Here is a 24,268-nt window from a genome sequence, read left to right as displayed (position 1 = left end):
GCCGGCGGGCACGTGCCGCCGGCGATCCGCGACCCGAAGGAGCACCCATGACCGCCGACGTCCGACCCGTCGTCCCCCCGGAGACCGCCCCGGCCGGCGTCCCGCTGTCCCTGCTGGACCTGGCCACCGTGCGCGGGGACCAGCGGATCGGCGAGGCGCTCGGGCAGTCGGTGGAACTGGCGCAGACCGCCGAGGCGCAGGGATTCACGCGCGTCTGGTACGCGGAGCACCACAACATGCCCGGCATCGCCTCGTCCGCCACCGCCGTGCTCCTCGCCCACGTGGCCGCCCACACGGAGCGCATCCGCGTGGGCTCGGGCGGCGTGATGCTCCCGAACCACTCGCCGCTGGTGGTGGCCGAGCAGTTCGGCACCCTCGCCGAGCTGCATCCCGGCCGCGTGGACCTCGGCCTCGGCCGGGCGCCCGGCACGGACCAGCGCACCCTGCAGGCGCTGCGCCGCTCCCCCGAGGCCGCCGACCGGTTCCCCCAGGACGTCCTGGAGCTGCAGGGCTATCTACGCGGCGAGTCCCGGATGCCGGGCATCGACGCCTACCCCGGCCGCGGCACCGACGTGCCGCTGTGGATCCTCGGCTCCTCCGCGTTCGGCGCGAACCTCGCCGCACAGCTCGGCCTGGGCTACGCGTTCGCGAGCCACTTCGCGCCGCAGATGCTCGAGCACGCGGCCCGCCTCTACCGTGAGCACTTCACCCCGACGGACGCGCTGGACGCCCCGCACTTCATCGCCGCCGCCAACGTGGTCGTCGCCGACACGGACGAGGAGGCCCAGCGGCTGTGGGAGGCCACCCGCCGGTCCCGCGTGCGGATGTTCCTGGGCCGGGGCCGCCACCTCACCGAGGACGAGCTGGACATGCTCATGGACTCCCCCGCCGGCGAGCAGGTGCTCGGCATGCTGCGGCACACCGCCGTCGGCACACCGGACGTCGTGCGCGCCTGGCTCGACGACTTCGCCGCCCGCGTGGAGGCGGACGAGCTGATCGTCACGGCCGCCGCCGTCGACCACCCGGCGCGCGTGCGCACCCTGGAGCTGCTCGGCGAGCACGTCATCCGGCGCTGAGCCCGGAGACGACCGGCGTGCCCGGAGCCGCGGGCGGGCCCCGGCGGCGGTCGGCCCGCCCGGCGCTCAGAGCCCGTAGAAGCGCTGCTCGAACACCTGGCGGGCCTGCCGCGTGACGCGCAGGTAGCGCTCCTCGAACGCCACGCCGCCGCCGCAGGCGTCCCCCGCGAGCCGCGCGAGGGCGCCCAGGTCCCGGGCATTGGTGGGCAGCACGTCGGACCCTTTGCCGGTCCACAGCACGAGCGCCGAGCGCACGCGCGTGGCCAGCAGCCAGGCCTCCTCCAGCAGGGCGGCCTCGGAGGGGGGCAGCAGGTCCAGGCGGGCCAGGGCACGCAGGGCAGGCAGCGTTCCGGTCACCCGGAGCTCGGGCTCGTCGTGGGCGTGGCGCAGTTGGAGGGACTGCACCAGCCACTCGACGTCGGAGAGCCCGCCGCGGCCCAGCTTGACGTGCCGGGCGGGGTCCGCGCCCCGGGGCAGGCGCTCCGCCTCCACGCGCGCCTTGATGCGGCGGATCTCCCGGGCGTCCCCGGCGGAGAGCTCGTCGCCGTAGCGCACCCCGTCCGCCCAGGCCGTGAACTCCTCGGCCAGGCCCGCGGGGCCGGCCACCACGCGGGCCCGCAGCAGCGCCTGGCGCTCCCACACCTCGGCCCAGCGCGCGTAGTACTCGCGGTAGGAGTCCAGGGTGCGCACCAGCGGGCCCTGCCGGCCCTCGGGGCGGAGGTCCGCGTCGACGTCGAGGGGCTGCTCGCTGGGCAGCGGCGGCGCGGCCGGCTGCTGGAGCAGGGCCATGAGCTGGCGCGCGACGGCCTCCGCCTGGGCGGCCGCCGCGGTCTCGTCGGCGCCGGCCAGGGGGCGGTGGACGAACATCGCGTCCAGGTCGGAGCCGTAGGCGATCTCCCGGCCGCCCTGGCGGCCCATGGCCACGACGACGACCTCGGTGAGGGGGTCCGCGCCGTCGAGCACGGCCTGCCCGGCCACGCGCAGGGCGCCCTGGACGGCCGCCTGATCCACGTCGGCGAGGGCGTGGCCGACCTCCTCCAGGCCGACGACGCCGGTGATGTCCGCCAGCGCCGTCCGCAGGATCTCCCGTTGCCGGATCTGTCGGACGTGCCGGATGACCTGGGCCGCGGACTCCTCCGGGGACCGACGGTCGAGCCGGGCCGTCACCTCGGATGTGAGGGCGGAGAGGCCGCGGGGCGCGAGCTCGCGGGTCTCCCCGATCCAGGCGACCGACTCGGGGGCGTGCTCCAGCAGGTCGCCGACCCGCCGGGACCCGGCCAGGACGAGGCAGAGGCGGCGGGCGGCGTCGGTGGAGTCCCGCAGCATGCGCAGGAACCACGGGCTGGAGCCGAGCGACTCGGAGAGCCGGCGGAAGGCGAGCAGGCCGGCATCTGGGTCCGCGCCGTCGGCGAACCAGCCGAGCATGGCCGGCAGCAGCTGCCGCTGGACGGCCGCGCGCCGGGACACGCCCCGGGTGAGCGCCTCGATGTGGGCGAGCGCCCGCCGCGGGTCGCGGTAGCCCAGGGCGGAGAGGCGGGCCTGCACGGCGTCGGCGGACAGGCGCACGTCCTCGTCGGACAGCGCCGCGGTGGTGGAGAGCAGGGGGCGGTAGAAGACGGTCTCGTGCAGGGCCCTGACCTCCCGCCGGACCCGGGAGAAGCGGTCCTGGAGGTCGTCTCCGGCGACCGGGTGGACGTCGCCGGCCCCCCGCATGGAGCGGGCGACCACGCGGCGCGGCCCCTCCTTGACGGGCATCAGGTGTGTGCGGCGCAGGTGGACCAGCTGGATGCGGTGCTCGAGGAGGCGGAGCCAGCGGTAGGCCGCGTCGAAGGCGCGCATGTCCCGGGAGGAGATGTAGGAGGCCGCGTGCAGGACGCGGAGCGCGTCGAGGGTCCCCCGCACCCTCACGGACTCGTCGGCGCGGCCGTGCACCAGCTGCACCAGCTGGGCCGTGAACTCCACGTCGCGCAGGCCACCGGCGCCGAGCTTGATTTCCCGGTCCCGCTCGTCCCGCGCGATGGTGTCCAGCACCCGGGTGCGCATCGCGCGGACGTTCTCCACGAACCCCTCTCGGGCCGAGGACTCCCATACGCGCGGCCAGACCGCCGCGACGTACCGCTCGCCCAGGGCGGGCGAGCCGGCCACCGGCCGGGCCTTGAGCAGCGCCTGGAACTCCCAGCCGTGGGCCCAGCGCCGGTAGTACTCCACGTGCGAGTCCAGCGTCCGTGAGAGTGCCCCGTCCCTGCCCTCCGGCCGCAGGTTCGCGTCCACCTCCCAGAGGCCGGGCTCGGGGGCGGGGCCGGAGAGCACCCGGGAGATGCCCGCGGCCAGCTCGGCCGCCAGGCGCGCGGCCTCCTGGGCGGACGGGGCGTCGGGCGCCCCCGGCTCCAGGACGTCGTGGACGAAGACCACGTCCACGTCGGAGACGTAGTTGAGCTCGCGGGCGCCGCACTTGCCCATGCCGATCACGGCCAGCTCGACGCAGTCCACGGCGGCGCCCTCGCGCGCACGGAGCTCGGCCCGGCTGACCGCGAGCGCGGCCTCCAGGGCGGCGCCGGCCAGGTCGGCGAGCCAGCGGCCGACGGCCGGCATCACGAGGGTCGGCTCCCGCGACGCGAGGTCAGCCAGGGCGATCGCCGTGAGCTGCCGCCGGTAGGCCCGGCGCAGGGCGACGGAGGCGTCGGCGCCGGTGAGCCCGGCCACGGGCTGGTCCGCGGCCGGGTCCGCGCCCACCGCCTCCAGGAGGAGTGCGCGCAGCGCGGCGGGCTCGTCGTGCCAGTCCCCGCCGTCCGTGGGGTCCTGCTGGGCGAGCGCCGGGGCGGTGGCGGCGGCCCGCGCCGGGTCGAGGACCAGGTCCAGATGCTCCGGGCGGCGGATGAGGAACTCGCCGAGGGCCTCGGAGGCGCCGAGCAGGCGCAACAGGTCCCGGGCCCGGTCGGCTTCGGCGAGCACCCGGTGCACCTGCGGGTCCCGCTCGGCCAGGCGGATGTACAGCAGCAGCGCGCTGTCCGGGTCCGCGGCGTGCGCCAGGGCGGCCAGCGCGGCGTCGGCGTCCTGCTCGGCGAGCTCGGGCGAGGACAGGAGCCGCTCCGCGCGCGTCAGGTCGGCCACGCCGGCATGGACGAGGGCGCGTCGCGGGCCGGGGACGTGGGAGTCCGGCGTCGGGGCCATCGGACTCAGAGCCCGGTCATGTAGCGGCGGAGCTCGTAGGGGGTGATCTCCACGCGGTAGTCGTCCCACTCCTGGCGCTTGTTGCGCAGCAGCGCCTCGTAGACGTGTTCGCCGAGCACGTCGGCGACGAACTCCGACTCCTCTGCCGCACGGACGGCGTCGTGCAGGGTGCCCGGCAGGGACACGTGCCCCAGCACACGCCGCTCCTGGGGGGTGAGGGCGCCGACGTCCTCGGAGGCGGGCTCGGGGAGGTCGTAGTTCTCCTCGACGCCCTTGAGGCCGGCGGCCAGCAGCAGGGCGTAGGCCAGGTAGGGGTTGGCGGAGGCGTCCAGGCCCCGGTACTCGATGCGGGCGGAGCCGGCCTTGTCCGGCTTGTAGAGCGGCACGCGGACCAGGGCCGAACGGTTGTTGTGGCCCCAGGAGACGTAGGCGGGGGCCTCGTCGGCGCCCCAGAGCCGCTTGTAGGAGTTCACGAACTGGTGCGTGACCAGGCTGATCTCCACGGAGTGCTTCAGCAGGCCCGCAATGAACCGGCGGCCCGTCACGGAGAGGCGGAACTCGTCGGCGGGGTCGTAGAACGCGTTCGAGTCCCCCTCGAACAGGGAGAAGTGCGTGTGCATGCCGGAGCCCGGCTGGTCGCCGAAGGGCTTGGGCATGAACGTGGCGTAGTGGCCCTGACGGGCGGCGACCTCCTTCATGATCGTGCGGAAGGTCTGCACGTTGTCCGCCGTGGTCAGGGCGTCGGCGGCGCGGAGGTCGATCTCGTTCTGGCCGGGGCCGTTCTCGTGGTGGCTGAACTCGACCGAGATGCCCATGTCCTCCAGGAGGGTGACGGCGTCCCGCCGGAAGTCCTGGGCCGCGCCGCCGGGGACGTGGTCGAAGTACCCGGCCGAGTCCACGGGCACGGGGCGCCCGTCCGGACCGGGGCGGTCCGAGGCCAGCAGGTAGAACTCGATCTCCGGGTGCGTGTAGCAGCTGAAGCCCATGTCCGAGGCCTTGTCCAGCACGCGGCGCAGGACGTTGCGGGGGTCCGCGGGGGCCGGGCGGCCGTCCGGGGTGAGGACGTCGCAGAACATGCGGGAGGTCTGCCCGGCCTCACCGCGCCACGGCAGGATCTGGAAGGTGGCCGGGTCCGGCTGGAGCAGCATGTCCGACTCGGAGATGCGCGTGTACCCGTCGATCGACGAGCCGTCGAAGCCCAGCCCCTCGGTGAACGCCGCCTCGACCTCGGCCGGGGCGAGGGCGACGGACTTGAGGGTGCCGATCACATCGGTGAACCAGAGGCGCACGAAGCGCACGTCGCGGTCCTCGATGGTGCGGAGCACGAAATCCTGCTGACGATCCATGCGGCCACTCTAGACTCGCGGGCATGGACTCCCGCACCGTCACGCCCCCGGCGTCGTCCCCCGCAGCCTCCGAGGCCGCCGCCCCCTACGGCGGGGCCGCGACCGCCGCGGCGGCCGCACCCGTCGAGGCCCCCGCCCGGTACCGCACCGTGCACCTGCAGCGCGCCAAGGACGAGGGCCGCCGGTTCGCGATGCTCACGACCTACGACGCGATGACGGCCGCCCTGTTCGACGAGGCCGGCGTCGAGGTCCTGCTCGTGGGCGATTCCCTGGGCAACACGGTGCTGGGCCACGGCTCCACGCTGCCCGTCACCCTGGAGGACATGATCGTCTTCTCGGCGGCGGTGGCTCGCGGGGCGCGACGGGCGTTCGTGCTGGCGGACCTGCCCTTCGGCTCCTACGAGGCCTCCCCCGAGCAGGCGGTGCGCGCCGGCGTCCGCCTCATGAAGGAGGCCGGGGTGCACGGGGTGAAGGTGGAGGGCGACGAGCGCTTCGCCCCGCACATCGCGGCGATGGTCGCCGCCGGCGTGCCGGTGATGGGGCACATCGGCTTCACCCCGCAGTCCGAGCACGTGCTCGGCGGCTACCGGGTCCAGGGCCGCGGCGAGGGCGCCGCCGAGCGGCTGATCGCCTCCGCCCGCGCCCTGGAGGACGCCGGGGCGTTCGCCGTCCTGATGGAGATGGTGCCCTCCGACGTGGCCGCCGCCGTCGACGCCGCCCTGCGCGTGCCCACGGTCGGCATCGGCGCCGGCCCGAAGACCACGGGCCAGGTGCTCGTCTGGCAGGACATGCTGGGCCTGGGCGCCGGGCGCACGCCGCGGTTCGTGAAGCGATACGCGGACCTGCGCGCCGTCATGGGCGACGCCGTGCGCGCCTACCGCGCCGACGTGCTCTCCGGCGCGTTCCCCGACCCGGCCCACGCGTTCGAGTCCTGACCCGCGTCCGGGACGACGGCGGCGCCCGTCCCCCTCGGGGGCGGGCGCCGTCGTCGTCGGGGACGGACGCCTCAGGAGGCGTCGTTCAGCGGGCTGGCGTCCCACGCGTCGTCGTGGGCGTCCTCCGCGTCGGCGGCCTCGTTGCGGGCCTGGACCCGCGCCAGGGCGTTCTCGGCGTCCTGCCGGGTCTGGTAGGGGCCGAGGAGCTCCTTCCAGTCCGACTGGGGGCCCTCCTCGATCTGGTGGGTGCGGACGTTGAACCAGTAGCCGCTGCCGGGCTCGTGCGTGTCGGTCATGGCCCACACCCTAGACCCGGCGCCGTGCGCGGGGCAGGGCCTGACGCGCCCTCCCGGGGACCGGGCGATACGCTGGAGGGCATGTCCACCACCGCGCGTCCCACGTCCCAGCCCAGCCACAACGGCCCCCGCCCCGAGGGCCCGCCCGCCCCGGAGCCGGGCTCGCGCGCGCCGCTGGGCACGCTGACGCCGGGGGCGCCGTCCCCCGCCCCGGCCGTGCCGGCCTCGATCGTCCGCCCGGAGTACGTGGGGAGGGCGACCGCGGACGAGGGCAACGCCTCCGACGTCTACGACACCGAGGGGATCGGCCGCATCCGGGAGGCCGGCCGCATCGCGGCCCAGGCCATGGAGCACACGGCCGAGCACATCCGCCCCGGGATCACCACGGACGAGCTGGACCGGATCGCCCACGAGTTCATCGTTGCCGCCGGCGCCTACCCCTCGTGCCTGGGCTACCGGGGCTTCCCCCGCTCGATCTGCACCTCGGTCAACGAGGTCATCTGCCACGGCATCCCGGACGGGACCGTCCTGGAGGACGGGGACATCGTCAACCTGGACATCACCGCGTACAAGGACGGCGTCCACGGCGACCACAACCGCACCTACCTCGTGGGCGACGTCGACGAGGAGTCCCGCCTGCTGGTGGAGCGCACCGAGGAGGCGCTGCGCCGCGGCATCAAGGCCGTCAAGCCCGGGCGCGAGATCAACGTGATCGGCCGCGCCATCGAGTCCTACGCCCGGCGCTTCGGCTACGGCGTCGTCCGCGACTTCATCGGCCACGGCGTGGGCGTGGACTTCCACTCCGGCCTGGTCATCCCCCACTACGACGCCGCCCCCGCCCACAACCGGCTGATGGTGCCGGGCATGGTGTTCACCATCGAGCCCATGATCACCCTCGGCGGGATCGACTGGGAGCAGTGGGACGACGGGTGGACGGTCGTCACGAAGGACCGGCGCCGCACCGCCCAGTTCGAGCACACCCTCGTGGTCACCGAGGACGGCGCGGAGATCCTCACCCTCCCCTGAGCGGTGCAGGGGGCCGTCCCTGGGGCGCCTCCGGCGCGGTCCGTACACTGTCCGGCGTGAGCTTTCCCAACACCGGCGTGATCCCACGCCTGCCCCCGGCCCCGTCCAAGCACCCGTCCGTCCTCGGCGTCGACATCGGCGGCACCGGGATGAAGGGCGGCATCGTCCGGCTGGGGCACGGCCCCAAGTCGGGCACCCTGCGCGGCGACCGGTTCCGGCTCGACACCCCGCAGCCGGCGTCGCCCGCCACGATGGCCCGGACCCTGGCGCAGATCGTCTCCGAGCTGGACCACCGCGAGAAGGCCCCCGACGCGGACTCACGCGTGGGCGTGTGCTTCCCCTCGATCGTCCAGCACGGCGTGTGCCGCTCGGCCAACAACATCGACCCCTCGTGGATCGGTGTGAGCCTGCAGGACACCTTCGAGGAGGCGCTCCAGCGCCCGGTCACCGTGGTCAACGACGCCGACGCCGCCGGCCTGGCCGAGGCGCGCTACGGCGCCGGCGCGGGCGTGCCCGGCCTCGTCATGGTCATCACCCTCGGCACCGGCATCGGCGGCGCGATGATCAACGACGGCGTGCTCGTCCCGAACTTCGAGGTCGGCTCCCTGGAGCTGGACGGCGTGATGGCCGAGTCCCGCGCGTCCGCGAAGGCGCGCGAGCGGGAGGGGCTGGACTGGCCGGAGTACGCGTTGCGGCTCCAGCGGTTCTTCTCCCACCTGGAGCGGATCTTCTCCCCCGACCTGTTCATCGTGGGCGGCGGCATCTCCAAGCGCCCGCACGACTACCTGCCGCTGCTGCAGCTGGAGACCCCCATCGTTCCCGCCATGCTGCAGAACAACGCGGGCATCGTGGGTGCCGCGCTCGCCGCGCACGCCGACCCCGCGGACGGCCTGCTCCGCTGACGCGTCCGACCCCGGACGCACCGAGGGCGGTTCCGGCTTCCCCTCCGGAACCGCCCTCGGCGATGTGGGCCGTCGAAACGGCCTCGGAGACACTCTAGCGCGAGAAGAGCCGAGGCTGCACCGCGGGACGCCCGGGGGCCTCCCCCTCCTGGGCGCGCAGCTCCGCGATGGCGTCCTCGAAGTCGCTCAGGGACTCGAAGTCCCGGTACACGGACGCGAAGCGCAGGTAGGCGACCTGGTCCAGCCGGCGCAGCGGGCCGAGGATGGCCAGTCCCACCTCGTGGGCGTCCACCTCGGCGTTGCCGGAGGCCCGGACCGCCTCCTCGACCTCCTGTGCGAGGACGGCGAGGTCGTCACTGGAGACGGGCCGCCCCTGGCACGCCTTGCGGACGCCGTTGATGACCTTGGACCGGTCGAAGGGCTCGGCGACCCCGGAGCGCTTCACCACGGTGAGCGCGGTGGTCTCCATCGTGGTGAACCGCTTGCCGCAGGCCTGGCACTGGCGCCGGCGGCGGATCGCGGAGCCGTCCTCCAGGGAGCGCGAGTCCACCACGCGGGAGTCCTCGTGGCGGCAGTACGGGCAGTGCATGGGCGCTCTCCTTCACGTCGGGCCGGGCCCTCGGGCGGGCACGGGCCCATGCTACGGGGCGGGTCGGGGGCTCAGCCCAGGCAGGACGGCCCCAGCAGGATCTTGAGGTCGCCGAACAGGGCGGGGTTGGGGGTGACGCGGTACTGCGGCCCCAGCTGGAACTCCTGGACGCCACGCTGCCCGGTGAGGGACAGGCGGACCTCCGTGGAGCCCTCGTGGGTGCGCAGCACGTCCCCCAGCTGCCCGACGACGCGCTCCGTCGCCTTGAACGCCGGCATCGTGATCCGCACCGGCCCGCCCGTGGCGTCCGTGAGCTCCGGGATGGCCAGCTCCATGGCCGAGAGCACCACCGAGCCGTCGTCGCGGCGCTGCACGCGCCCCTTGACCGCCACCACGAGGTCCTCCGCGAGCATCATGGCGATCGGCGCGTAGACCTGCCCGAAGAACATGACGTCCAGCGAGCCGCCGAGGTCCTCGATCTCGCACCGCGCGTAGGCGTTGCCCGAGCTCTTGGCGATCCGGCGCTCCAGCGTCGTGATCAGGCCCGCGATGGTGACGTGCGCGCCGTCGGCGGGGCCGTCGTCGTCAAGGATGCGGGTGATCTGGGTGTCCGCGAACTGGGAGAGGACCCCGTCCAGCCCCTGCAGGGGGTGGTCGGACACGTAGAGGCCGAGCATCTCGCGCTCGAACGCGAGCCTCTCCTTCTTCGGCCACTCGGGCAGGTCCGGCACGGCGACGCCGTCGGAGGCGTCCGAGTCGTCGGCCGCGTCCGCGGCGCCGCCCAGGGCGAACAGGTCGAAGGTGAACTCGCCGTGGTCCTCCTTGCGCTTCTGCTGCACGGTGGCGTCCACGGCCTCCTCGTGCACCGCCAGGAGGGCGCGACGGGCGTAGCCGAGCGAGTCGAACGCCCCGGCCTTGATCATCGACTCGATGGTCCGCTTGTTGCACACCACCAGCGGCACCTTGGCCAGGAAGTCGCCGAAGCCCGTGTAGAGCCCCTTCTCCTCGCGGGCCTGGACCATGCCCTTGACGACGTTCCCGCCCACGTTGCGGACCGCGCCCATGCCGAAGCGGATGTCGTCGCCCACCGGGGTGAAGTTCAGGAAGGACTCGTTCACGTCCGGCGGCAGCACCGTGATGCCCATGTGGCGGCACTCGTTCAGGTACATGGCCAGCTTGTCCTTGTCGTCGCCGACCGAGGTGAGCAGCGCGGCCATGTACTCCGCCGGATAGTGGGCCTTCAGGTAGGCCGTCCAGTAGGAGACCAGGCCGTAGGCGGCCGAGTGCGCCTTGTTGAAGGCGTAGTCCGAGAACGGCAGGAGGATGTCCCACAGGGCCTTCACGGCGCCCTCGGAGTAGCCGCGGTCCAGCATGCCCTGGTGGAAGGCCTCGTACTGCTTGTCCAGCTCGGACTTCTTCTTCTTGCCCATCGCGCGGCGGAGGATGTCCGCCTGGCCGAGCGAGTAGCCGGCGACCTTCTGGGCGATGGCCATGACCTGCTCCTGGTAGACGATCAGGCCGTAGGTCGTGTCCAGGATGTCCTTGAGCGGCTCCGCGAGCTCCGGGTGGATCGGGGTGATCTCCTGGAGCCCGTTCTTGCGCAGGGCGTAGTTCGTGTGCGAGTTCGCGCCCATGGGGCCCGGCCGGTAGAGGGCGATCGTCGCCGAGATGTCCTCGAAGTTGTCCGGGCGCATCATCTTCAGCAGGGCGCGCATGGGCCCGCCGTCGAGCTGGAACACGCCCAGGGTGTCGCCCCGGGCCAGCAGGGCGTAGGACTCGGCGTCGTCCACGTCGAGGTGCTCGAGGTCGAGGTCGACGCCCCGGTTGGCGCGGATGTTCTCGATCGCGTCCGAGATGATGGTGAGGTTACGCAGCCCCAAGAAGTCCATCTTGATCAGGCCCAGGCCCTCGGCCGTGGGGTAGTCGAACTGCGTGATGACCTGGCCGTCCTGGAGTCGGCGCATGATCGGGATCACATCGATCACCGGGTGGGAGGACATGATGACGCCGGCGGCGTGGACGCCCCACTGGCGCTTCAGGCCCTCGATGCCCTTGGCGGTCTCGAACACCTGCTTCGCCACCGGGTCGGCGGCGACCAGCTCGCGGAACTCCCCGGCCTCGGCGTACCGCTTGGCCTCGGGGTCCTCGATGTCCTTGAGCGGGATGTCCTTGGCCATGACGGCCGGCGGCAGCGCCTTCGTCAGGGACTCGCCCATGGAGAAGGGCTGGTCCATCACGCGTGCCGAGTCCTTGAGCGCCTGCTTCGTCTTGATCGTGCCGTACGTGACGATCATCGTGACGCGCTCGTCGCCGTACTTGCGCGTGACGTAGTCGATCACCTCGGAACGGCGGCGGTCGTCGAAGTCGACGTCGAAGTCCGGCATGGACACCCGGTCCGGGTTGAGGAAGCGCTCGAAGATCAGCCCGTGCCGGAGCGGGTCCAGGTCCGTGATGCGCAGCGCGTAGGCCACCATGGAGCCGGCGCCCGAGCCGCGGCCCGGGCCCACGCGGATCCCGTTCTCCTTGGCCCAGTTGATGAAGTCGGCCACGACGAGGAAGTAGCCCGGGAACCCCATCGAGATGATGACGTCCAGCTCGTAGTCCGCCTGCTTGCGGACGTGGTCCGGCACACCCTCCGGGTACCGGTAGGCCAGGCCCTTGGCGACCTCCTTGATGAGCCAGCTGGTCTCGTCCTCCCCCTCCGGGGTGGGGAACCGCGGCATGTAGTTGGCGGAGGTGTCGAAGCTCGTCTCGCAGCGCTCGGCGATGAGCAGCGTGTTGTCGCACGCCTCGGGCAGCTCGGCGAACAGCTCGCGCATCTGCCGCGGGGACTTCAGGTAGTAGTCCGTGCCGGAGAACGCGAAGCGGGAGCCGCCCTGGTCGTAGGTCGGCTCGTTGAGCTTGGAGCCGGACTGGATGGCCAGCAGCGCCTCGTGCGCCTTGGCATCGTGCTCATGGGTGTAGTGCAGGTCGTTCGTGGCCACGAACGGCAGGCCCAGGTCCTTGGCCAGGCGGCGCAGGTCCTCGACCACACGCTTCTCGATGTCGAGGCCGTGCTGCATGACCTCGCAGTAGAAGTTGTCCCTGCCGAAGATGTCCCGGAACTCGGCGGCGGCCTCCACGGCCTCCTTGTACTGGCCCAGCCGCAGACGGGTCTGCACCTCGCCGGAGGGGCAGCCCGTCGTCGCGATCAGGCCCGAGGAGTACTGGCTGAGCAGCTCCCGGTCGATGCGCGGCCACTTCGCGTACACCGAGTCCAGCGAGGCGATCGAGCCCATCCTGAACAGGTTGTGCATGCCCTGCGTGGACTCGGCCAGCATGGTCATGTGGGTGTAGGCGCCGCCGCCGGAGACGTCGTCGCCGCGCTGGTGGGGCTCGCCCCAGCGGATCTTCTCCTTGTCGGAGCGGTGCTGTTGGCCCGGCGTCAGGTAGGCCTCGAGCCCGATGATCGGCTTGATCCCGGCGTCCGTGGCCTTCTTCCAGAAGTCGAACGCGCCGAAGAGGTAGCCGTGGTCCGTGATCGCCAGGGAGTCCATGCCCAGCCGGTTCGCCTCGGCGAACAGCTCGTCCAGCTTCGCGGCGCCGTCGAGCATGGAGTACTCGGTGTGGGTGTGCAGGTGGACGAACCCGCCGTCCCTCGTGGCCTCGGCCGTGGTCTCCTGCTGCACGCTCAACGCCGCTCATCCTTCCCGCCGCGCACCCCTGGGCACGGACCACCCCCGGACGGGGCGGCGCGGCGTGCGGACCGGTCCAGTCTAGGCGTCCGGGGCGGCGCCGCGGTCCTCCCCGCGCAGGACGCGCAGGGCGTGGGCGAGGTCGTCCGGGTAGGGCGAGACGATCTCCAGGCGCTCCCCCGTGGCGGGGTGCGGGAGCGCCAGGCGGTGCGCGTGCAGCCACTGCCGCGTCAGGCCCAGCTCGGCCGCCAGGCGCGGGTCCGCGCCGTACGTGAGGTCACCGGCGCAGGGGTGGCGCAGCGCGGAGGTGTGCACGCGGATCTGGTGGGTGCGCCCGGTCTCCAGGTGGATCTCCAGCAGCGTCGCCCGGCCGAACGCCTCGACCGTCTCGTAGTGGGTCACCGACGGGCGTCCGCCCTCGAGCACCGCGAAGCGCCAGTGGTGGTTCGGGTCCCGACCGATCGGGGCGTCGATCGTCCCCTCCAGCGGGTCCGGCATGCCCTGGACCACCGCGTGGTACACCTTCTCCGGCACGCGCTCGCGGAACTGGTCCTTCAGCGCCGTGTAGGCGCGCTCGGACTTGGCGACGACCATGACGCCGGTGGTGCCGACGTCGAGCCGGTGGACGATCCCCTGCCGCTCCGGCGCGCCGGAGGTGGAGATCCGGCGCCCGAGCCCGGCCAGGCCGCCCACCACGGTCGGCCCGAACCAGCCCGGCGACGGATGCGCCGCCACGCCGGTGGGCTTGTCCACCGCCAGCAGGTCGTCGTCCTCGTACAGGACGGTCATCGCGTCCACGCGCTCAGCCCTCACTTCCAGGGGGTCGGGGTCCACGGGCACGTCCACGGCCAGGGTCTCCCCCGCCACCGCCTTGGCGGACTTGGCCAGGACGCGGTCCCGGCGGCCGGTGCGGGACTCGGCGCGCACCAGGCCCCGGGAGAACAGGTCGGCGAGCGACGCGCGGGACACCCCGAACGCGTCGGCCAGCACCGCGTCGGCGCGGCGGCCGGCGTCGTCCTCCGTGACCGCCAGCCGCTCCGTCAGACCGGGACGCAGGCCCACTCCTCAGGCCTCCGCGGCCGCGTCGGACTCGCGCGTGCCGTCCAGCCGGCGGCCGCTCATCAGCAGCAGGCACAGCGTGAGGATGGAGCAGACGATGAAGGAGTCCGCCACGTTGAAGATCGCGAAGTTCGGCACGGAGACCATGTCCACGACGTGGCCCTGGCCGAACGACGGCGGCCGGAACAGGCGGTCCGTGAGGTTGCCCATGACGCCGCCGAGGAGCCCGCCGAGCGCGACGGACCAGGCGCGGGAGCGGGAGCGCAGCAGCGCCACCAGGGCGACGACCGCGACGACCGCCTGGATCAGCGTGAACAGCCAGGTGACGTCCGTGCCGATCGAGAACGCGGCGCCGGGGTTGAGGATGTAGTGCCAGCGCAGCAGCCCCGGGATCACGACGATCGACTCGCCGAGCTCCATGGTGCGCTCCACCAGGAGCTTGGTGCCCTGGTCCAGCGCGTAGGCGAGCGTCGCGACCCCCAGGGCCGCACCGACGACGCCCCGGCCCGGGCGGGCGGGGGCGTCGCGGTGGTCCGTCAGGGCGTCCTGCGGGGCCGCAGGGCTCACACGGTCCCCTTCGCCGGCTCGAGGCGCTCCTGGGCGGTGATCTCGCGCAGCTGGCCCTCGATGTACGCGGTCAGGCGGGAGCGGTAGTCGGTCTCGAAGGCGCGCAGGCGCTCGACGTCCGCCTCGAGGCCCTTGCGGCGGGACTCCAGGTCGGACAGGGTGCGGGTCCGGGTCTCCTCCGCCTGGCGGACGACGGTGGTCGCCTCGGCCTCCGCGTCGGCGATGATCCGGTCGCGGCGCTGCTCGCCCTCGGCGACGTACTCGTCGTGCAGGCGCTGGGCCATCGCGAGGACGCCGGCCGCCGAGGTGGCGGAGTCGGTCGGGGCGACCGGCTCCCCGGGGGCGGACGGCTCCACGGGGGCGACCGGGGCGGGGGCCTGGAGGGCCGGCGCAGCCTCCCCAGCGGCGGGGGCCGAGGCCTCGGCCTGGGCGGGTGCGCCCTCACGGCACGCGTCGAGGTCGGAGCGCAGCCGGTCGTTCTCCTCGGTCAGCCGCTTGAGCTCCTCGACGACCTCGTCGAGGAAGTCCTCGACCTCCTCGCGGTCGTAGCCCTCACGGAACTTCGTGAGCTGGAACTCCTTGTTGACCACGTCTTCCCAGGACAGCACCACAGGCGGTCACCTCTCTCTGCGGATCGGCCGGCGCCGGCGATCGGATGCGGCCGGCCACCGCCGGTCTCACGATGCTTGACCCTACCACCGGGCCCCTGCGCCGACGGGGACCCGCAAGCGGCGCCCGGCGGCCGGCGCCGGCGTCGCTCAGGCCAGCGTCAGCACCAGCACGCGGAGCAGCACGACACCCAGGAAGACCACCAGGAACGCGACGTCCAGGCCGACCCCGCCGAGGGTCAGGGGCGGGATGCGGCGGCGCAGCGCCCGCAGCGGCGGGTCGGTGAGCGCGTAGACGCCGCTCGCGGCGACCAGCACAGGGCCCGACGGCCGCCACGAGCGGGCGAACGAGCGCGTCACGTCGAGGACGATCCGCACGGTCAGCACCGCCATGTAGGCGGTGAGGACGAAGTAGAGCAGGGCGAAGACGAGCTGCACGGGTCAGTCGTTGTCGTAGGGCGCGTCCCCGTCACGGCCGGCGGGCGGCTCCTCGCCGACGACCTCCACGGAGGACGGGGTGAGCAGGAACACCTTGCTCGTGATGCGGGAGATGGACCCGTGCAGGCCGAACACCAGCCCGGCCGCGAAGTCGACCAGGCGCTTGGCCTCGTTCTCGCCGAGGTCGGTGACGTTCATGATGACCGGGGTGCCCGTGCGGAACGCCTCGCCGATGCGCTTGGCGTCGTTGTAGGAGCGCGGGTGGACGGTGGACAGGGTGCGCACGGCATCTCCTTCGGCCGACGGGGCGGCGGCTCGCTTGATGGGGGTGACCGGGGCGCGGTGGCCCGGGTCGGCGGTCTCGGGGCGGGACGCCGCGCGGCGCGGGGCCGGCTCGGCCGCGGCGGCGGCCGTGGATCCGGCGTGCGAGGGCGTCGACGGCTCGTCGAACTCCTCGTCCTCCGGCTCGAGCCGGGGCGCGGGCTCGGCGACGCGGCGGGCCTCGACGGGCTCACGCCGCGGGGCTGCGTCCACGGCCTCGTGCCGCGGGTCGTCGTCGTACTCGTCCCCGTCGGCCAGGCCGAGGTAGATCATCGTCTTCTTCAGGCCGCCGGCCATGTCGCTGTCCTCCACCGCGTCGGTTCGGCCCCCAGCGGGGGCGCGTCGTTCGTCGTCCAGTGCCGCGCCGTCACGCCGCGGGGCTGCCGGGCGCGTGTCGGCACGTGGGTCACACGCTATCCCACGGCCCCACGGGCGCCGAGGATGTCCGAGCCCACCCGGACGTGTGTCGCCCCCGCGGCCACGGCGGCCTCGAGGTCGCCCGACATGCCCATGGAGAGGGCGTCGGCGTCGGGGTGCTCCGCACGGACCCGGGCGGACAGCGCCGCGAGCCGGGCGAACGCCGCCGCAGGGTCCGCCGCGCGGGGGGCCACGCACATCAGGCCCCGCAGGCGCAGGCCGTCGGCGGCGGCGATCGCGCGGGCCAGCTCCGGCACGTCCTCCGGGGCCGCGCCGCCCCGGGGCCCGATGCCCTCCGGGCGGTCCTCGTCCGCGCGGTCGTCGACGTCGACCTGCACGAGGCAGTCCAGCGCCGACACGGCGTCGGCCCCCTCGCGCTCGCGCCGCAACACCACGGCGCGGGACAGCGCGTCGACGAGGTCCAGCCGGTCCACGGAGTGCACCGCGGACGCGTAGCGGGCCACGTGCTTGGCCTTGTTCGTCTGCAGCTGCCCGATGAAGTGCCACGCGGGGGCCGGCACGCCGGCCCCGCCCAGGGCCTCCGCGACGGCGGCCGCCTTCGGACGTGCCTCCTGGTCCCGGTTCTCGCCCACCTGCCGCACACCCAGACCCGCGAGGGCGACCACGTCCTCCGCCGGGTGCGTCTTCGACACGACGATCAGCTCCGGGAGGTCCGCCCGGCCGGCCGCGGCCGCGGCATCCGCGATCCGCCGCCGGACGCCGTCCAGCCCGGCGGCGATCTCGGCGACGCGCGGGTCGTCCTGCAGGGGCTCAGCCACGGGCGTCGCCCGCGTCGTGGTCCTGGTCGACGTCGGCCGGGGTCGTCCAGACGAGCCCGGCGAACCGGCCCCGACCCGGCGCACGCCGATGGGAGAACACCCGCTCGTCCGTGAAGGTGTCCAGGGCGATGCGCTCGACGGCCACGCCCCGCGCCCGCAGGACCGCCTGGGCGCCCGAGGCCAGGGCCAGGGCCGGCGTGCCCCAGCTCGTGGTCGCCTCCAGCTCGGGGATGCGGGCGACAGCCTCGTCCTGCATGGCCTGCGGGACCTCGTAGGACTCCCCCGAGATGCCCGGGCCGATCCACGCCTTGAGGCCGAAGGCCCCCGCGGAGCCCTCGGGGCGCAGCGCGAGCAGGGCGTCCACCGTGTTCTCCAGGACCCCGTCCAGCAGGCCGCGCCGACCGGCGTGGGCCACGGCGGTCGCCCCCGTGAGGCCGTCCACGAACACGACCGGCAGGCAGTCGGCGACCATGACGGCCAGCGGCGTGTGGCCGTCCGGGCTCACCGAGGCGTCCGCGGTGGGCGCGAAGCCCTCCTCCCAGCCGGGTCCGGCGGTGACGACGTCCACCGAGTGGACCTGCTCCAGGTAGAAGACGGATCCGCGCGGCACACCCATGGCGTCCTCCACGCGATGGCGGGCCGCGACGACGTCCGCCCGGGCCTGCTCCTGCTCCGCGCCGAGGATGTGGAACGCGAGGCTGCCGGCCTCGGCGGAGGTCCAGGCGACGTGCGCCACGCGCCCCCGCGCGTCGGCACGGAGGTCCTCACGGTGCACGAAAGGGCCGGACGGGACCGGCTGCGTCCCGACCGGCCCTCCCGCGAGGCTCACTTGAGGAAGTCCGGCACGTCGAGGTCGGAGGAGCCGAACTCCGGCTCCACGACCGTGGGCAGGTCCTGCTGGGCCCGCTGCGGCGCGGCGGGCTGCTGCGGGGCGGCGGGCTGCTGAGTCGCGGCCGGCTGGGCGGGGGCTCCGCCGAAGGCCGAGGAGCTGTTCAGCGGCATGGTGCCGGGCACGGACGGACGCTGCGGCGCGGCCTGCTGCGAGACCGGAGCCTGCTGGGCCTGCTGGGCGGGCTGCTGCGGCGCGGCGGCGCGCTGCGGGGCGGCCTGCTGCTGGAACGGCGCCGCGGGGGCAGAGGTGGCGTCCACCTTGTCGAAGCCGGCGGCGATGACGGTGACGCGGACCTCGTCGCCGAGGGCGTCGTCGATGACCGCGCCGAAGATGATGTTGGCCTCGGGGTGCGCGACCTCCTGCACCAGCCGGGCGGCCTCGTTGATCTCGAACAGGCCGAGGTCGGAGCCGCCCTGGATGGAGAGCAGCACGCCGTAGGCGCCGTCGATGGACGCCTCGAGCAACGGGGACGCGATGGCCAGCTCGGCCGCCTTGACGGCGCGGTCCTCGCCCTGGGCGTGGCCGATGCCCATCAGCGCGGAGCCCGCGCCCTGCATCACGGACTTCACATCGGCGAAGTCGAGGTTGATCAGGCCCGGGGTGGTGATGAGGTCGGTGATGCCCTGCACGCCGGAGAGGAGCACCTGGTCCGCCTGGCGGAAGGCGTCCATGACGGAGACGTTGCGGTCCGAGATGGAGAGCAGACGGTCGTTCGGGATGACGATCAGGGTGTCGACCTCGTCGCGCAGCGCGTCGATGCCGTTCTCCGCGGAGCCGGCGCGACGGCGGCCCTCGAAGGTGAACGGGCGGGTGACGACGCCGATGGTCAGGGCGCCCAGCGAGCGGGCGATGCGGGCCACGACGGGGGCGCCGCCGGTGCCGGTGCCGCCGCCCTCGCCCGCGGTCACGAAGACCATGTCGGCCCCCCGCAGGACCTCCTCGATCTCCTCCGCATGGTCCTCGGCGGCCTGGCGACCGACCTCGGGGTTGGCGCCGGCGCCGAGGCCGCGGGTGAGCTCGCGGCCCACGTCCAGCTTGACGTCGGCGTCCGACATCAGGAGCGCCTGGGCGTCCGTGTTGATGGCGATGAACTCCACACCGCGGAGCCCCACCTCGATCATGCGGTTGACGGCGTTGACGCCGCCGCCGCCGATGCCGACGACCTTGATGACGGCCAGGTAGTTCTGGGGTGCAGCCACGGTGTCCATTCCCTTTGCTCGAGGATTCGGTGCCCTCGCCCACGTCGCGAGGGCGAGGTCGGCGGCGGCGCCTTCAAGTCAGCATGGAAGGTCGACGCGCGCGTGCTCGATCCCACCGTACTGGGAGGACCTCCCGCGACGCAAAGGATTCCGCATGATGGCGCGCCTGGCGGCGTGCTGATCTCCACCTTCACGCGAAACTTGAACCTCGCGGCATCGGCCGATGCCCACGCCGCCGTGCCAGATCTCGAGGGCTGCGAAGTTCACCCTCACGTCGAAGGTGAAGCTCCTTGCAGGCGGATCAGCGCGTGACGGGCCGATCCGGGACGGACACGTCCACCTCACGCACCCCGCGCGCGTCCTCGAGGCCGTCCAGCAGCGCCTGCGCGACCGCGGCCTTGCGCTCCGGTTCGGACGCGTCCCCCCAGACCAGGGTCCGGCCGCCGCCCAGGTCGAGCCGCACCTGCTCGGGGCTCCCCGCATCCACGCCGCGCACCCGATCCCGGACGCCGTCCGGCAGGGCGCGCAGGACGGTGGCCGCCGAGGCGCGCACGTCGGGACCGGCCGTGAGGAGCGCCTCCGGGGCCGACGGCAGCGCCCCTCCCTCCTCGCCCTCCCCCGGGAGGGCCGAGACCGGGACGGAGCCGAGCACGGAGCCGTCCTCGAGGAGCACCTGCGCCCGGTCGCCGCCGGCGGAGCGCGCCACCGGCGCCAGCTCCTCGATGCGCACCTCCAGGGCCGTGGGCGGCACGGCGACGGTCCTCGCCGACGCGACGCCCGGCATGCCGGAGAGCAGATCCCCCGCGGAGGAGGAGCCGATGCGCGGCAAGGGGACCCCCCGCAGCGGCGCCACCCGCTCCTCCACCGCGGCACGGTCCACCAGGCGCGTGCCGGTCACGTCGATCCGGTCGACGGCCAGGAGGGGCGACGCGAACACCGCCCACGCGGCCAGGGCCAGCGCCGCGAACACCGCGGCCAGCATGCCCGCGCGTCGGCGGCGGCGCTCCCGGGCCGAGCGCCCCGGGAAGGCCACCACCGTGGATCCGGTGCCGGACCCTGCGCGACGACCCCGCCGGCTCACGCGTCGACGGACGGGTCCGCGGCGAGCGCCGCCACGAGGTCCGGCCCCAGGGCCGTCACGTCGCCCGCGCCCATGGTGAGGATGACGTCGCCCTCGCGGGCGCCGGCGGCGAGCTCGCGGACCGCGGCCGCCCGGTCGACCGCGACCGTGCGGTCCGCGGGGTCCGGCGTGGTGAGGGCCCGGGTGATGAGGGTCGCGTCGACGCCCTCCATGGGCTCCTCGCGCGCCGCGTACACGGGCAGCACGCGCACCCGGTCCGCGCCGGAGAGCGCCGCGGCGAACTCCGCCGCGAAGTCCCGGGTCCGGGAGAACAGGTGCGGCTGGAACAGGACGTGGACGCGGCCCTCGCCGGCCACGGCCCGAGCCGCGGAGACGGCGGCGACCACCTCGGTCGGGTGGTGCGCGTAGTCGTCGAAGACGCGGACTCCACGCTCGGCGCCCCGGAACTCGAACCGCCGGGCCGTGCCGCGGAACTGCTCCAGCCCGTGAACGGCCTCTCGGAGCGACATGCCGGCGCGGACCGCCGCCAGGGCGACGGCGGCGGCGTTCAGGGCGTTGTGCCGGCCCGGGACCTGCAGTCGCACCTCGGCGGACGTGCCGTCCGCGAGGGTGAAGCGGGCGCGCTGCCCCACGCCGGACTCCCCCGGCTCCACGGTGACGCCGTCGACCAGCAGGTCCGGCTCGACGCCGTCGCGCGGCCCCGTGCCGTAAGTCACCACCGCGGCCCGGGCGTGCTCATGCGCCCACGCCGCCAGGCCTGCCGCGCCCTCATCGTCGAGGCAGGCCACGAGGGCGCCGCCGTCCTCCGCCGCGGGCAGCTGTCCGGCGAAGACGCGGAACACCTCGTGCACGGCCTCCTCGGTGCCGTAGTGGTCGAGGTGGTCCGCCTCGACGGTGGTGACCACGGCGATCGTCGTCGGGTAGTTCACCAGGGTGCCGTCGGACTCGTCGGCCTCCGCCACGAACCACTCCCCGGCGCCCGCACGGGCGTTGGTGCCCAGCCCGGCGACGGCGGCGCCGACCGCGAACGTGGGGTCCCAGCCGGCGTCGGTGAACGCCATGGCGGCCATGGAGGAGGTGGTGGTCTTGCCGTGCGTGCCCGCCACGGCGAGGACACGGTGGCCCTCCATGGCCAATGCCAGGCCCTCGGAGCGGTGCAGCACGCGCAGCCCGCGGGCCACCGCGGCGTCGTGCTCCGGGTTGCCCGGACCGGCGATGGACGAGGCGATCACGGTGGTGACGTCGTCGCCGACGTGCGCGGCGTCGTAGCCCACGGTGATCCGCGCCCCGCCCGCGGCGAGGTCGTGCATGACCGGGAGGTCCTTGGCGTCCGAGCCGGAGATCGCGACGCCCTGGTCCTGCAGGATGCGGGCCACGCCGGACACGCCCACCCCGCCGATGCCGAGCAGGTGCACCCGGCCCAGCGCCGCGACGCGCTCCCGGCGGGCGCGCCCCTCGGGGGTCTGCTGCGTGGTCATCGGCGGGCTCCTTCCCGGGCCGCCTCGCGCACGAGGTCGGCCGTCCTGACGTCGGCGTCGCGCACGCCCAGGCGCGCGGCGGCCTCTCCCATGGCGGCGAGGCGCTGGGGGTCGGTGGCCAGGGGGATCAGCTCCCGGCGCACCCAGTCGGCGCGGAACGTCTCGTCCCGCACCAGCAGGGCCCCGCCGGCGTCGACCACGGGGCGGGCGTTGAGCGCCTGCTCGCCGTTGCCCACGGGCAGGGGCACGAAGACGGCGGGCAGGCCCACGGCGGCGATCTCGCAGACCGTGCCGGCACCGGAGCGGGCGACGATCAGGTCGGCGGCGGCGTAGGCCTTCTCCATGCCGTCGAGGTACTCGCGCTGCACGTAGCCGGGGCGCGTCACGCGCTGGCCGGCCTCATCCGTGAGCTCCTTGCCGCGGCCGGTCAGGTGGAACACCTGCAGGCCGGCGCCGAGGAGGTCGTCCAGGCTCTCCCGCACGGTCCGGTTCACGTTCAGGGCGCCGGAGCTGCCACCGGTCACGACGACCGTGGTCCGCTCCGGGTCGAGGCCCAGCTCGGCGCGGGCGGCGTCCCGGGCCGCGGCGCGGTCCAGGCCGGAGATCTCCGGGCGCATGGGCATGCCGACCCACTGCGCCTTCGGCAGGCGGGTGTCCGGCAGGGCGGTGCCCACGCGGGCGGCGCGCAGCGCGCCCACCCGGTTGGCCAGTCCCGGCCGCGCGTTGGCCTCGTGGACGACGACGGGCACGCCGGCGCGGGAGGCGGCGAGGTACATCGGCGTGGACACGTAGCCGCCGACGCCGACGAGCACGTCCGCGCCGCGGCGGCGGAGGATCTCCCCGGCCTGCCGGACGGAGGCCTGGAAGCGCCCGGGGAACCGCACGACGTCCATGGAGGGTCGGCGGGGCATGGGCACCCGCTCGACGAAGTCCAGCTCGTACCCGGCCTGGGGCACCAGCCGGGTCTCCATCCCGGAGTCGGTGCCGACCATCGTGCACACCGTGGACGGGTCCTGACGGCCCAGCGCCCGGGCGATGGCGAGCATCGGTGAGATGTGGCCGGCGGTGCCGCCGCCGGCCAGGACCACGCGCAGCGGGCGGGAGGCGTCGTTCGGGGTGGTCATCGGGACTCCTGGGGTGAGGCGGACGAGGCGGGGTCGGCGGCGGACGCCTCCGCGGCGGGCAGCAGGTCCCGCTCGTGGCGTGCGAAGGAGAGCACCACGCCGACGGCCGCCAGCGACAGGGTCAGCGCAGATCCACCATAGGAGATGAAGGGCAGCGGCACGCCGACCACGGGCAGCAGGCCGGTGACCATCGCGATGTTCATCGCCGCCTGGCCGACGATCCACGCCAGGATGCCCCACGTCGCGAGCCGCACGAAGGTGGACGACGCGCCGGCCGCCACCCGGTACATCCCGACGGCCAGTCCCACGAAGCAGGCGAGCACCAGCAGCGTGCCGACGAGCCCGAGCTCCTCACCGAGGATGGTGAAGATGAAGTCGTTCTCCGCCTCGGGGATGTAGTTCCACTTCTGGCGGGACTGCCCGAGGCCCACGCCCCACCAGCCGCCGGAGGCCAGCGCGTAGATGCCGTGGTCCGGCTGCATGCAGGGGTCGCCCTGCAGCCCCTCGCAGCCGAAGAGCCACGCCTGGACGCGCTCCATGCGGTTGGCCGCGAACACGGTCATCCCCAGCGCCGCGACGACGCCGATCCCCGCGAGGACGGCGAACACCCGGCCGGGGGTGCCGGCGACGAACAGGATGACGGCGAGGATGAAGGCCAGGATGAGGGCGGTGCCGAGGTCGCGCCCCTTGAGCACCAGCAGGATCAGGGCCACGCCGAACGGCAGCACGGGCACGAGCGCATGCGAGACCAGGTGGACCAGCCGCTCCTTGCGCTGCAGCACGGCGGCCGCCCAGAGCGCCATGGCGAGCTTGGCCGCCTCCGAGGGCTGGAACGTGACCGGGCCGAGCTGGAGCCAGTTGGTGTTGCCGTTCACCTCCTTGCCCAGCGGGGTGAAGGCCACGAGCGCCAGGAGCAGGAACGCGAACAGGTAGGCGGCCCACGCGAGGCGGCGGTACAGGTCGACGGGCAGGCGGCGGAGAACGGCCAGCAGCACGGCCCCACCGAGGGCCCATCCGCCCTGGCGCAGGAACAGGCCGTAGGATCCGCCGGAACTGGAGATGGCCTCCACCGATGAGGCGGAGAGCACCATGACCAGGCCGAGCACCGTCAGGACGGCGGTGCACAGCCCGATCAGCAGGGCGGCCCAGTCCAGGGCCCGCCGGCCCTCGAGCGCACCCCAGAACCCGGCCAGGCGCGGGCGCACGGCGGTCCGGGCGCTGGCACGCGAGGACGCCTCGGGGCGGGTGGCGGTGGACGGCATGGGGCTCCTGGTCTGCTCGGTTCGGGCG

21 protein-coding genes are annotated in these 24,268 nt (G+C 74.0%); 4 read left to right on the top strand and 17 right to left on the bottom strand.

What is annotated here, in order from left to right; translation table 11 throughout:
- The first annotated feature begins 47 nt into the window (after positions 1-47).
- Positions 48-1,076 (top strand): LLM class flavin-dependent oxidoreductase, encoded by a 1,029-nt coding sequence (locus KW076_RS07310; RefSeq protein WP_224354693.1) that lies wholly within the window; start codon positions 48-50, stop codon positions 1,074-1,076.
- A gap of 66 nt (positions 1,077-1,142) precedes the next feature.
- On the opposite strand, the gene KW076_RS07305 is transcribed toward KW076_RS07310, so the two are convergent.
- Together KW076_RS07305 and KW076_RS07300 are read right to left on the bottom strand one after the other, a co-directional pair.
- The gene (locus KW076_RS07305) at positions 1,143-4,247 is read right to left on the bottom strand and encodes a bifunctional [glutamine synthetase] adenylyltransferase/[glutamine synthetase]-adenylyl-L-tyrosine phosphorylase (RefSeq protein ID WP_224354692.1); all 3,105 of its coding nucleotides are present in this window, start codon (positions 4,245-4,247) and stop codon (positions 1,143-1,145) included.
- Between the two features lie 5 nt (positions 4,248-4,252).
- Positions 4,253-5,593, bottom strand: a complete 1,341-nt coding sequence (locus tag KW076_RS07300; protein WP_224354691.1) for a glutamine synthetase family protein — start codon at positions 5,591-5,593, stop codon at positions 4,253-4,255.
- A 23-nt stretch (positions 5,594-5,616) separates the two neighbouring features.
- Between KW076_RS07300 and panB the strand changes: the two genes are divergently transcribed.
- The gene (panB, locus tag KW076_RS07295; RefSeq protein WP_224354690.1) at positions 5,617-6,528 is read left to right on the top strand and encodes a 3-methyl-2-oxobutanoate hydroxymethyltransferase; all 912 of its coding nucleotides are present in this window, start codon (positions 5,617-5,619) and stop codon (positions 6,526-6,528) included.
- A gap of 71 nt (positions 6,529-6,599) precedes the next feature.
- On the opposite strand, the gene KW076_RS07290 is transcribed toward panB, so the two are convergent.
- A complete protein-coding gene (locus tag KW076_RS07290; RefSeq protein ID WP_224354689.1) occupies positions 6,600-6,824 on the bottom strand; it encodes an SPOR domain-containing protein in 225 nt (74 codons plus the stop codon).
- Between the two features lie 81 nt (positions 6,825-6,905).
- Here KW076_RS07290 and map point away from each other — a divergent pair, with 81 nt between their 5' ends.
- Positions 6,906-7,850, top strand: coding sequence for a type I methionyl aminopeptidase (gene map / locus KW076_RS07285; protein WP_224354688.1), 945 nt, complete (start codon positions 6,906-6,908; stop codon positions 7,848-7,850).
- 80 nt (positions 7,851-7,930) lie between these two features.
- A complete protein-coding gene (gene ppgK / locus KW076_RS07280) occupies positions 7,931-8,752 on the top strand; it encodes a polyphosphate--glucose phosphotransferase (protein ID WP_370643448.1) in 822 nt (273 codons plus the stop codon).
- A gap of 94 nt (positions 8,753-8,846) precedes the next feature.
- On the opposite strand, the gene nrdR is transcribed toward ppgK, so the two are convergent.
- From nrdR to ftsW, 14 genes are all read right to left on the bottom strand, one after another.
- Positions 8,847-9,341, bottom strand: a complete 495-nt coding sequence (gene nrdR / locus KW076_RS07275) for a transcriptional regulator NrdR (RefSeq protein WP_224354686.1) — start codon at positions 9,339-9,341, stop codon at positions 8,847-8,849.
- Between the two features lie 71 nt (positions 9,342-9,412).
- On the bottom strand, positions 9,413-12,934 hold the full coding sequence (gene dnaE / locus KW076_RS07270) for a DNA polymerase III subunit alpha (protein ID WP_239238444.1): 3,522 nt from the start codon (positions 12,932-12,934) through the stop codon (positions 9,413-9,415).
- A 162-nt stretch (positions 12,935-13,096) separates the two neighbouring features.
- Positions 13,097-14,077, bottom strand: coding sequence for an RluA family pseudouridine synthase (locus KW076_RS07265; protein WP_224354684.1), 981 nt, complete (start codon positions 14,075-14,077; stop codon positions 13,097-13,099).
- Positions 14,078-14,080: 3 nt separating this feature from the next.
- Positions 14,081-14,614, bottom strand: coding sequence for a signal peptidase II (lspA, locus tag KW076_RS07260; RefSeq protein WP_370643447.1), 534 nt, complete (start codon positions 14,612-14,614; stop codon positions 14,081-14,083).
- A 23-nt stretch (positions 14,615-14,637) separates the two neighbouring features.
- Complete coding sequence (locus KW076_RS07255; RefSeq protein ID WP_224354682.1) at positions 14,638-15,252, bottom strand: DivIVA domain-containing protein; 615 nt, start codon at positions 15,250-15,252, stop codon at positions 14,638-14,640.
- A gap of 147 nt (positions 15,253-15,399) precedes the next feature.
- The gene (locus tag KW076_RS07250; protein WP_224354681.1) at positions 15,400-15,687 is read right to left on the bottom strand and encodes a YggT family protein; all 288 of its coding nucleotides are present in this window, start codon (positions 15,685-15,687) and stop codon (positions 15,400-15,402) included.
- A gap of 3 nt (positions 15,688-15,690) precedes the next feature.
- Positions 15,691-16,305, bottom strand: coding sequence for a cell division protein SepF (locus KW076_RS07245; RefSeq protein ID WP_224354680.1), 615 nt, complete (start codon positions 16,303-16,305; stop codon positions 15,691-15,693).
- A gap of 116 nt (positions 16,306-16,421) precedes the next feature.
- Positions 16,422-17,204, bottom strand: a complete 783-nt coding sequence (locus KW076_RS07240; RefSeq protein ID WP_224354679.1) for a YggS family pyridoxal phosphate-dependent enzyme — start codon at positions 17,202-17,204, stop codon at positions 16,422-16,424.
- On the bottom strand, positions 17,197-17,940 hold the full coding sequence (locus KW076_RS07235) for a purine nucleoside phosphorylase YfiH/LACC1 family protein (RefSeq protein ID WP_224354678.1): 744 nt from the start codon (positions 17,938-17,940) through the stop codon (positions 17,197-17,199). The genes KW076_RS07240 and KW076_RS07235 overlap by 8 nt, the downstream gene beginning before the upstream one ends.
- An 89-nt stretch (positions 17,941-18,029) precedes the next feature.
- Positions 18,030-19,295, bottom strand: a complete 1,266-nt coding sequence (gene ftsZ, locus KW076_RS07230; RefSeq protein ID WP_224354677.1) for a cell division protein FtsZ — start codon at positions 19,293-19,295, stop codon at positions 18,030-18,032.
- Positions 19,296-19,596: 301 nt separating this feature from the next.
- The gene (locus KW076_RS07225; protein WP_224354676.1) at positions 19,597-20,328 is read right to left on the bottom strand and encodes a cell division protein FtsQ/DivIB; all 732 of its coding nucleotides are present in this window, start codon (positions 20,326-20,328) and stop codon (positions 19,597-19,599) included.
- Between the two features lie 44 nt (positions 20,329-20,372).
- Positions 20,373-21,854 carry a UDP-N-acetylmuramate--L-alanine ligase gene (gene murC, locus KW076_RS07220; protein WP_224354675.1) on the bottom strand — a complete coding sequence of 494 codons (1,482 nt, stop codon included), beginning with the start codon at positions 21,852-21,854 and terminating at the stop codon, positions 20,373-20,375.
- Entirely contained in the window at positions 21,851-22,978 is a 1,128-nt protein-coding gene (gene murG / locus KW076_RS07215) for an undecaprenyldiphospho-muramoylpentapeptide beta-N-acetylglucosaminyltransferase (protein ID WP_224354674.1), read from the bottom strand. Before murG ends, murC begins: the two co-directional genes overlap by 4 nt.
- A complete protein-coding gene (gene ftsW / locus KW076_RS07210; protein ID WP_224354673.1) occupies positions 22,975-24,240 on the bottom strand; it encodes a putative lipid II flippase FtsW in 1,266 nt (421 codons plus the stop codon). Before ftsW ends, murG begins: the two co-directional genes overlap by 4 nt.
- Positions 24,241-24,268 lie beyond the last annotated feature (28 nt).

The sequence above is a fragment of the Micrococcus porci genome, assembly GCF_020097155.1.
Taxonomy (GTDB): Bacteria; Actinomycetota; Actinomycetes; order Actinomycetales; family Micrococcaceae; genus Micrococcus; species Micrococcus porci.
This window is presented reverse-complemented; position numbering and strand designations above follow the sequence as displayed.

Coding starts and splice junctions, on each gene's coding strand:
- KW076_RS07305 (WP_224354692.1), bottom strand. CDS start 4,247: ATGGCCCCGACGCCGGACTCCCACGTCCCCGGCCCGCGACGCGCCCTC.
- KW076_RS07300 (WP_224354691.1), bottom strand. CDS start 5,593: ATGGATCGTCAGCAGGATTTCGTGCTCCGCACCATCGAGGACCGCGAC.
- ftsW (WP_224354673.1), bottom strand. CDS start 24,240: ATGCCGTCCACCGCCACCCGCCCCGAGGCGTCCTCGCGTGCCAGCGCC.
- murC (WP_224354675.1), bottom strand. CDS start 21,854: ATGACCACGCAGCAGACCCCCGAGGGGCGCGCCCGCCGGGAGCGCGTC.
- KW076_RS07245 (WP_224354680.1), bottom strand. CDS start 16,305: ATGGCCGGCGGCCTGAAGAAGACGATGATCTACCTCGGCCTGGCCGAC.
- nrdR (WP_224354686.1), bottom strand. CDS start 9,341: ATGCACTGCCCGTACTGCCGCCACGAGGACTCCCGCGTGGTGGACTCG.
- map (WP_224354688.1), top strand. CDS start 6,906: ATGTCCACCACCGCGCGTCCCACGTCCCAGCCCAGCCACAACGGCCCC.
- murG (WP_224354674.1), bottom strand. CDS start 22,978: ATGACCACCCCGAACGACGCCTCCCGCCCGCTGCGCGTGGTCCTGGCC.
- KW076_RS07310 (WP_224354693.1), top strand. CDS start 48: ATGACCGCCGACGTCCGACCCGTCGTCCCCCCGGAGACCGCCCCGGCC.
- dnaE (WP_239238444.1), bottom strand. CDS start 12,934: ATGCTCGACGGCGCCGCGAAGCTGGACGAGCTGTTCGCCGAGGCGAAC.
- KW076_RS07290 (WP_224354689.1), bottom strand. CDS start 6,824: ATGACCGACACGCACGAGCCCGGCAGCGGCTACTGGTTCAACGTCCGC.
- panB (WP_224354690.1), top strand. CDS start 5,617: ATGGACTCCCGCACCGTCACGCCCCCGGCGTCGTCCCCCGCAGCCTCC.